Source organism: Mycobacteriales bacterium, from assembly GCA_035550055.1.
In the GTDB taxonomy this organism is placed as follows: Bacteria; Actinomycetota; Actinomycetes; order JAFAQI01; family JAFAQI01; genus DASZTV01.
This window is the reverse complement of sequence record DASZRO010000046.1, coordinates 1-8,059: the sequence shown is the minus strand read 5'-3', so window position 1 is coordinate 8,059 and position 8,059 is coordinate 1. Positions and strand designations below refer to the sequence as shown.

Here is an 8,059-nt window from a genome sequence, read left to right as displayed (position 1 = left end):
TGCTGCGCGTCGCCCGGATCGACGGCTGGACCGCGTTGTCGTCGTCGGCGGTAGCGCTGCTACCGCGCTCCTCCTCCGCCTTGCCAGCCGCCGCCCGGATCGCCGCTCGCGACGGACGGCATTGATCAGTGATTCCCTAGGCCCTGATCGGCCTGGGCCGGTTGCCTTTCGGCTGATGCGGCTTGGGCACGCTGGCCGGCACCGGGGTCGCGATCCCGAGGTCCTCGACGCCGAGCGGTCCGTTTCCGGTGATGACGCACTCGCCGGCAAGCACCGTCGCCTCCTGCGCGTCGAGGCTCGGCAGCTTCGGGACGTCGGCGTGCGGCGCCCGGCCGAAGCTGAACGTCGCCACCATGTCACCGACGGTCTTGCGCCGCCACTTGCTGATGTTCGGTACGTCGACCCCGAATCGCCGCTCCAGGAACTTGAGCTGCGAGGTGTGGTCGAGGACGTCGCTGCAGACGAAGCCACCCCGGCTGTACGGCGAGAGCACCAGGCACGGCACCCGGAAGCCGAGGCCGACCGGGCCGCGGACGTCCACGGCCTCCGACGGCAGCGAGTGCATCGTGAGGTGTTCGCCCGGGGTGCCGGGCGGCGGCGTCGGCGGGGCGACGTGGTCGAAGAAGCCGCCGTTCTCGTCGTACATCACCACGATCGCGGTCTTCTCCCAGAGCGCCTTGTTGCTGACCACGGTCTCGAGCACGTCGGCGACGAGCAGCTCGCCGAGGATCGGCGGCGCCGAGGGGTGGTCGCAGGCCAGGAAGTCCGGGAAGATCCACGACACCTGCGGCAACGTGCCCGCGGCGACGTCAGCTGCGAAGTCCACGGGATAGCTGATGAGCCCGTTGGCGTTCTTGCCCAGGTAGGTGCCGGGGTCGAGGTACTTCTTGAAGTAGAGCAACGGGTTGAGCAGCGTCAGGTCCGAGGCGTCCTGATAGACCTTCCACGTCACGCCGGCCTCGGTCAGGTGCTCGGGCATCGTCTTCCAGTCGTACTTGCCGAAGCGCTCCACCCGGTTGGCGGTCAGCGTGTTCAGGCACGGGCCGCCGTGATCGCCGTCCGGGTCCAGCGTCGCGGAGAACGACATCACGCGGTTCGGGTCGGTCGGACCGAGCACCGAGCAGAAGTAGGAGTCGCAGATCGTGAACGCGTCGGCGAGGCTGCGATAGAGCGGGATGTCCTCGCGCTCGTAGTAGCCCATCGTCAGCGGGCCATGCTGCGCGCCGTTGGCAGCGAGGTGAGCGGAGAGGAAGCCGTCCATCTTGCCGTTGTTCCAGGACTGGTGCTGCGGCGCCCAGTCGTGGGTGATGTCGTCGACGCACTCCGCGAAGCTCGCGAGGTTCTTCGTGTCGAGGTGGAACGGATAGAGCCGGCCGTGCGGGTCGACCCCGTGGCCGGCGCGATAGCCGCGCTGATGGAAGACGCCAAGGATGGCGTGCGGGTCGTTGAAGCCACGAACCCCCGGGTAGGTCCCGAAGTAGTGGTCGAACGAGCGGTTCTCCATCATCAGGAAGATCACGTGCTCGATGTCGGACAGCGGTGCGTGTTTCGTCGGCTCGGCCGCGAACGCGTCGTCGACGAGGCGACCGAAACGCATCGACATCGCTGCCATCGCGGCGGCGGTGCCGCCGGCGAGGACTTGCCGACGGGTCGGTCCGCTGCTGCTGATCCCGGTCATGCCGCGATTGTGGCTGACCCGGCCGAACTTCTAGTGAAGGAGGTCGGCGTCCTCGCGAAGCCAGTGCAGGATCTGGCCCGCCGTCCACTGCGGCGCCTCCATCATCGGCACGTGTCCGACGTCGTCGGCAACGCCGAGCCGCCACGCCGGGAACGCCTCGGCGGCCTGCCGCGCCGACGCGACCGGCACCAGCCGGTCCTTGGCGCCGTGCAGCAGCAGCACCGGAGCGGTGATGCGAGCCATCGCGCGTCGCAGCTCACGGGCGCGGCTGACTCGCAGTACGACGGAGCGACCCGCCGTAGTGACGTCAGACGGCGGGAACTGGTCGGCGTCTCGCTGTTCGATGACGCTGACCCCGGCTGCGATCACCTCGTCGGACACCCGACTCACGTCCACCGTGCACAGCCGCAGCGTCTGCCGGATGTGGTGCTCGGCCGAGTAGCGGGCCCGCCGCCGCAGGTAGGCCGCTTCGCCCAGCAGCGGGAGTGACATCACGGCGAACTGCGCCGCCACCCGGGCGTCACCGCGCGACAGCAGCGGCCGTGGCAGCGCCGGGTCCACGAGGACGGCGCCGAGCACCTGGTCGGGGCAGCTGCTCGCTTCCAGGATCGTGATCATCCCGCCCATCGAGTTGCCGACGAGCACCACCGGCTCGCCGACCACCTCACGGATGAACCGGTCGAGCAACCGCCGGTTGCCGCCGACCGTGGTCGGACGCCCGGCGGCCGGCGACAGGCCGTGGCCGGCCAGGTCGATCGCCATGACCCGCACCTGATCGTGCAGCAGCGGCGCGAGGGCCAGCCAGTTCCACGTCGCGCCGCCGAGCCCGTGGACGAGAAGCAGCAGCGGAGCGTCGGCCGGCCCCCCGAAGTCGAGGTAGTGCGTCGGCCCGGCGAGATCGGCGAAACGCGAGACGGCGTGCGCGGTGGTCGTGGCCATCGAACGAGGATGCCCCACGAATCCCAAGATCGCGCCTGTTGTTCATCTTTCGCTCATCTGCAGTTCCCCCGGGGTGTGCCGGTCGTCGCCGAAGGTGGGGTGTCGTTGTGAGGCAGGGCGGGGGCGCGTTCCTCGTACGACGGAACGGGAGGGGATCGCGTGAAAGTCCCGCGCTATCTCTTCGTTCTGGGGGTCGGGGAGGGGGCGGCTGCACACCCGGTGTGGCCTGACTTGCACCAGCACTTCGTCGGGGAGGTGGACGTGGACGGCTCGTGGTTCGCCTGGCGTCTCACCGGCGCCAACCACCGCGAGCTCGGCCGGAGCTGTCGCGTGTTCCCCGACCTCGCCAGTGCGCGAGACGACGCGGCTCGGTTGCGCGAGCGGGTCGGCGAGGCCGAGGTCAGCGTGCTCACCGTCCCGCGTACCGGTACGTGGGGTTGGCGGCTGCGCCTCGACGGCGTCGCCGTCGCGACCTCGAGCCGCGGCTACGCGCGACACCGCGAGTGCACCTACAACGCAAGCACCTTCGTCGCGGCCGCAGCGGTCGCCGACCTTTCTGACGCCGATCCCCCGCCGGTCTGGCAGCTCGCCGAGACCCGGCTCCCGGACGGCGCCGCGTGACCGAGCAGCCGGAGGCAACCGAGATGACCGACATCCAGGCACCCGAGCAGAGCGTCGCCGCGCCGGGCGAGGTTCGCGTGCACTTCACCCAGGATCTCGACGCCCCCGAGCAGCACACCCACCAGTCACCTCACGTGACGCAGCCCGCTGCGTCGGCCCCGGCGCTCGCCGCGCCCGGGCAGGCAGCCCCAGCCGAGCACACGGCGGTGAGTGGGGCACGACTCGACGCCGAGAACGTGTCCGCCTGGTTCGGCGACAACAAGGTGCTGGAGCGGGTCTCGCTGACCATGCTCCCCGGCACGGTGACCGCTTTGATCGGACCGTCCGGCTGCGGCAAGTCGACGTTCCTGCGAATCCTCAACCGGATGCACGAGCAGGTCGCGATCGCCAAGCTCGCGGGTGAGGTGCGCCTCAACGGCGAGGACATCTACGCCCCGCAGGCGCGCATCACCGACACCCGGCGCCGCATCGGCATGGTCTTCCAGAAGCCGAACCCGTTCCCCGCGATGAGCATCGCCGGCAACGTCGTCGCCGGGCTCAAGCTCACCGGCCAGAAGATCTCTCGTTCCGAGCGCGACGCGCTCATCGAGGACTGCCTCCAGCGGGGCGGGCTGTGGGCTGAGGTCAAGGACCGGCTCGACGAGCCCGGCGGGGCGCTGTCGGGCGGTCAGCAGCAGCGGCTGTGCATCGCGCGCTCGCTCGCCGTCAACCCCGATGTGCTGCTGATGGACGAGCCGTGCTCGGCGCTCGACCCGACCTCGACGCGGCGGGTCGAGGAGACGATCGCGTTGCTGCGCGACCAGGTCACGATCGTGATCGTCACGCACAACATGCAGCAGGCCGCCCGGGTGTCCCAGCAGTGCGCGTTCTTCCTGGCCGAGCAGGGCACGCCTGGCGCGATCGTGGAGTCGGGGCCGACCGAGGACATCTTCGAGCGCCCGCAGGACGCTCGTACGTCGGACTACGTGAACGGCCGCTTCGGGTGACGAGCCTCCTCGAGGCGGGCGGCCGGCCGAGCTCGGACGGGCCGCGCCGCCTGTCCCGCAAGCCGACCGGCCGGGATGCCGTCTTCGTCAACACCTTCCGGGCGATCGGCGCGTCGGTGCTTCTCATCACGGGCGGCATCGGCGTCTTCCTGGCCTACCAAGGCTGGCCGACGCTGCACCACTACGGCTTGTCGTTCTTCACGACCCAGGCGTGGAACCCGGACACGGACACGCTGGGCATCGCCGCGGTGCTGGTCGGGACGATCGAGGTCGCCGCAGTGGCGATGGTCATCTCGTTCCCGCTCGCCATCGCGACCGCGCTGTACATCACCGAGTACGCCCCCGCGCGGGTGCGCGGGCCGCTGGTCGCGGCCATCGACCTGATGGCTGCGGTGCCGTCGATCGTCTACGGCCTGTGGGGGTTCTTCCTCATCGAGCCGCACGCCTCCCACTTCGCGGTCTTCCTGCAACGCAACTTCGGCTGGTTCCCGCCGTTCCACGTCGACGCCAACCCCAACGCCCCGGTACCGGACATCAGCCGGTACACGGCAAGCGCGTTCATCGCGGGCGCGGTGGTCTCGATGATGGTCATGCCGATGGCGTGCGCGGTCATGCGGCAGGTCTTCGCGCTCACGCCCGAGGGCGAGAAGGAAGGCGCGCTGGCGCTCGGATCGACCAAGTGGGGCATGATCCGCACCGTCGTCCTGCCCTTCGGCAGGGGCGGCATCATCGGCGGGACGATGCTCGCCCTCGGTCGGGCGCTGGGCGAGACGATCGCCGTGCTGCTGATCGTCAGCCCGGAGTTCGTCATCAAGGGCCACATCCTCGAGATCGGCACAGACACCGTCTCGGCGCTCATCGCCAGCCAGTTCGGTGAGGCGACGGGCATCCAGCTCTCCGCCCTGCTGACCGCGGGCTTCGTGCTGTTCGTCATCACGCTGCTGGTCAACACCCTCGCCGCGATCGTCGTCAACCGCAGCCGCTCCGGGGCGGAAACCTGATGAGCACGATGTCGCACGCCGCGTCGCCGGCGTACGCCGCGGCCAGTGCGGACGTCCCGTCGACGCCACGCGCCAACCTCGGGCAGCTACCCGCCGACGAACGCTTCCTGACCTGGGGCGCCCGTGTCGGAGCGCTGGGGATCGCCTGGGTGGTGGTCGAGCGGCTGCTGCCGGTGAGCGGCCTTGCGTGGTTCCTGTTCGTCGCGGCGCTCGCGAACCTCGCCATTCTGGTGGTCGGCACCGCCGTCATCGGCAGCAACGTCGCCATCGCCGATCGGGTGGCCCGCTGGCTTGTCGCGACCGGCACGGTCATCGTTCTCGTCGCGCTCGGCTCGGTCATCGTGTTCGTCTTCAAGCGCGGATGGACTGCGCTGCACCACACCAACTTCTTCACCCACGACATGACCGGGGTGGGCGCGGAGGACCCGCTCGGCAAGGGCGGCATCCTGCACGCCGTCCTCGGCTCGCTGATCGAGCTCGGCATCGCCTCCGCGATCGCGCTTCCGCTCGGTGTCGGCACCGCGGTCTACATGAACGAGATCGGCGGCAAGTTCGCCCGGGTCGTCCGCACCGTCGTCGAAGCCATGACGGCGCTGCCCGACATCCTCGCCGGCCTGTTCATCTACACGGTGTGGATCATCGCGCTCGGCTTCCCGCGATCGGGTCTGGCAGCCGGTCTGGCGATCACCGTGATGATGCTGCCGATCATCGCGCGCGCCTCCGACGTGGTGCTCCGCGTGGTTCCCAACACGATGCGCGAGGCGTCGTTCGCGCTGGGCGCGAGCCGGTGGGCGACGGTGTGGCGGGTCGTGTTGCCGACCGCCCGACCCGGTCTGGCAACTGCGTTGATCCTCGCGATCGCGCGCGGGGTCGGTGAGACCGCGCCTGTCCTGATCACCTCGGGCAACGCGACGTTCGTCCACCTCAACCCCACGACCGGGGTCATGAACTCGCTGCCGCTGTTCATCTTCACCTCCGCTCGCAGTGGCATCGAGCTCCAGGTCCAGCGAGCGTTCGGCGCGGCGGCCGTGTTGCTGCTGCTCGTGCTCGTCCTCTTCGTCACGGCCCGGATGCTCGCGCGGCCGCGGACCAACAAGCCCTCGCTCCTGCGCCGTGCGCGAAAGGCCCTGTCATGAGCCCCAGCCTCATCCGTCTGCGACGCAACACGCTGCGCCTGGCCGTGGTGCTCGCGCTCTTCTGCTTCTCGGCGTATCGCGGGATCAGCCCCGCCTCGGCCGAGTACGCCGAGATCGAGGGCTCCGGTTCGACCTGGGCCTACACGATCATCCAGCAGTGGATCGCTGACGTCTCCGCTCAGGGGATGCAGATCACGTTCAACAACAACGGCTCGTCCCAGGGCCGCAAGGACTTCTCGAACTACGTCGTCGACTTCGCCGACTCCGACATTCCCTACCAGGGCGTCGATCCGGTGACGCATCAGACCGACGCGAGCAGCCGGCCGTACGCCTACCTTCCCGTGGTCGCCGGCGGCACCGCGTTCACCTACCAGCTGAAGGTGGCCGGCAAGCTCGTCAACAACCTGCGATTGTCCGGCGAGACGATCGCCAAGATCTTCACCAACCAGATCACCAACTGGGACGACCCGGAGATCACGAAGGAGAACGGCGGGCACGCGTTCCCGTCGACGCCGATCACACCTGTCGTTCGTTCCGACGGTTCGGGTGCGACGGCGCAGTTCACGTTGTGGATGGGCAAGGAGTACCCGTCGATCTGGGGCCCCTACAACGGTGGCAACACCGGACTGACCTCGATCTACCCGCGGACCGGCCGGCAGATCGCCGCGTCCGGTGACGACGGCGTGATGAACACCGTCGACTCGGCGGCCGGCAACGGCGACATCGGCTACGCGGAGTACTCCTACCCGCTGAATGCGCACTACCCGGTGGTGTACGTCGAGAACCCCGACGGCTACTTCGTACAGCCGACCCAGTACAACGTCGCCGTCGCGTTGACCCAAGCGAAGATCAACGGCTGCAACGGGAGCGGGACGTGCAGCCCGGCCGGGCTGGCGCCCAACACCTATCTGACGCAGAACCTCGACGACGTCTACACGTACAAGGACCCGCGCTCATATCCGGTCTCGTCGTACTCCTACATGATCATCCCGACGAGCTCGACCGACCAGCGCATGACGCCCGCGAAGCGGCAGACGCTGGCCGACTTCTTGAGCTACGACCTGTGCACCGGCCAGTCGAAGGCCGGCCCGTACGGCTACTCGCCGTTGCCGCTGAACCTCGTCAAGGCGTCGTTCAACCAGATCGAGAAGCTCGGCCCGCAGGCGACACCGAACGCGGTGCCGGGCGTCAACATCAAGAACCCGTCGGCCAACCTCGCGGCGTGTGACAACCCGACGTTCGTCAAGGGCAACCTCGCCGCGAACCACCTCGCCCAGGTGGCGCCACAACCGCTGCCCTGCCAGAAGGTGACCGCGGTCCCGTGCGGTGACGGTGCGGTCGCGCCGGGGACGACGACCCAAGCCGGCTCGACGTCGGTGAGCAAGGGCTCGACCGGAGCCAGCGGCGCCAGCCCGGGCGGGACGGGAACGTCAGGTGCGGCGGCGACCGGCGGCGCGGGTGACGCGACGGTGCAGTCCGGAAACGGTCAACCCGTCAGCGCCGGGTCGTCGGACATCTCCGCGGCGGCCCCGACCGCGGTCGAGCTCAGCGCACAGAGCAACGGCGACAACACGGTCTTCGGGGTGGTCGCGGTTGCCGAGCTGGTCGCGATCGTGCTGCTGCCGGGGGCGTACGTCGCGTGGCTGAGACGCCGTCGAGGTGCCCCGTGACCCGCGGACTTCGTGGGGCGCTGCTCGC

The 8,059-nt window shown here is 69.3% G+C and carries 7 protein-coding genes; 5 read left to right on the top strand and 2 right to left on the bottom strand.

Going from position 1 to position 8,059, the window contains the following annotated elements:
- Positions 1–136: 136 nt before the first annotated feature.
- Entirely contained in the window at positions 137–1,678 is a 1,542-nt protein-coding gene (locus VG899_07320) for an alkaline phosphatase family protein (protein ID HWA66163.1), read from the bottom strand.
- Between the two features lie 30 nt (positions 1,679–1,708).
- Complete coding sequence (locus VG899_07315) at positions 1,709–2,617, bottom strand: alpha/beta hydrolase (GenBank protein HWA66162.1); 909 nt, start codon at positions 2,615–2,617, stop codon at positions 1,709–1,711.
- Between the two features lie 261 nt (positions 2,618–2,878).
- On the opposite strand from VG899_07315, the gene VG899_07310 reads away from it, so the two are divergent.
- From VG899_07310 to VG899_07290, 5 genes are all read left to right on the top strand, one after another.
- On the top strand, positions 2,879–3,238 hold the full coding sequence (locus VG899_07310) for a hypothetical protein (protein ID HWA66161.1): 360 nt from the start codon (positions 2,879–2,881) through the stop codon (positions 3,236–3,238).
- A gap of 206 nt (positions 3,239–3,444) precedes the next feature.
- On the top strand, positions 3,445–4,224 hold the full coding sequence (locus VG899_07305) for a phosphate ABC transporter ATP-binding protein (GenBank protein ID HWA66160.1): 780 nt from the start codon (positions 3,445–3,447) through the stop codon (positions 4,222–4,224).
- On the top strand, positions 4,221–5,225 hold the full coding sequence (gene pstC, locus VG899_07300) for a phosphate ABC transporter permease subunit PstC (protein ID HWA66159.1): 1,005 nt from the start codon (positions 4,221–4,223) through the stop codon (positions 5,223–5,225). The genes VG899_07305 and pstC overlap by 4 nt, the downstream gene beginning before the upstream one ends.
- Positions 5,225–6,361 (top strand): phosphate ABC transporter permease PstA, encoded by a 1,137-nt coding sequence (gene pstA / locus VG899_07295; GenBank protein ID HWA66158.1) that lies wholly within the window; start codon positions 5,225–5,227, stop codon positions 6,359–6,361. The genes pstC and pstA overlap by 1 nt, the downstream gene beginning before the upstream one ends.
- Entirely contained in the window at positions 6,358–8,031 is a 1,674-nt protein-coding gene (locus VG899_07290) for a substrate-binding domain-containing protein (GenBank protein ID HWA66157.1), read from the top strand. Before pstA ends, VG899_07290 begins: the two co-directional genes overlap by 4 nt.
- The last annotated feature ends 28 nt before the right edge of the window (positions 8,032–8,059 follow it).